This is a genomic window from uncultured Faecalibacterium sp. (assembly GCF_900066275.1).
Classification (GTDB): Bacteria; Bacillota; Clostridia; order Oscillospirales; family Ruminococcaceae; genus Faecalibacterium; species Faecalibacterium taiwanense.
The window spans coordinates 1-941 of the sequence record NZ_FMFG01000094.1 but is presented as its reverse complement, the minus strand read 5'-3'; the positions used below and the strand labels follow the sequence as shown (position 1 = coordinate 941).

1 protein-coding gene is annotated in these 941 nt (G+C 48.4%); it reads right to left on the bottom strand.

Annotated elements, in window-relative coordinates; genetic code table 11:
* The coding region (locus tag QZL71_RS13150; RefSeq protein WP_294649199.1) for a recombinase family protein at nucleotides 1-941 on the bottom strand (941 nt) is incomplete at both ends.

Genomic DNA, 941 nt, shown 5'->3' with positions numbered 1-941 from the left:
GAGTCACAGGCTTTCGCACCATATTTCCGATAAGTGCTGCAACAATAAAAGGTCTGATCCAGAACACTGTTGCGTTTGCGCCTGTGCTCAACCTTGACTAACATCGTTCTGCCGCAGTCTGCACAGCGGATAATTCCCTTGAAAATATTGTCGTAGTCGGTCTTATCACACATAAAGCAGCCAGAACGGCTGTAAAGGATGCGCTGCACGTTCTCCCAACGGTCTTGTGGGATGATTGCTTCATGTGTATTCGGAACGATGGCACGTTCTTCAAACGGAATATAACGTCGCTTTTTGGATTTCATGGACACGGTGGGCTTGGCTTCGTAGATGATGTGTCCGGCGTAGACCGGGCTGTGCAGAACCTGACTGATATAGGCATTATCCCAATCATACATCTTTTCATCATCAATAAAGCGGCCAAACATCTCTTTCTTGTAGTAACACGGCTTCAGAACTTTTTCATCGTGGAGCCGCTTGGCGATGCGGTGAAGCCCCAGCCCTTCCTCTGCCATTGAATAGATGTACTCAACAACAGGGGCGGTGTTCGGGTCAATCACAAGGTGATTGTGGTCGGCAGGGTCTTTCTGGTAGCCAAACGGTGCGTTGCTGGAGATATACTTTCCGCTTTTCTTGCGTGTCCGAAGGGCACTCTTGATTTTTCGGGAAGTGTCTTTGGCGTACATTTCATTGATGATGTTTCTGAACGGAGCAATATCCATCTGGGATTGCTCGTTGGAATCATAACCATCGTTGATTGCAATATAGCGGACACCGTGCTCAGGAAAGAAGATTTCCATATACGTTCCGGTTTCGATGTGGTTGCGTCCAAGTCGGGACTGGTCTTTGGTAATGACTGTTGCCACCTTTCCTTCCCGGATATCATCCAGAAGTTCCTGAAAGGCAGGGCGGTCAGAGTTCGTACCGCTGTAACCATCATC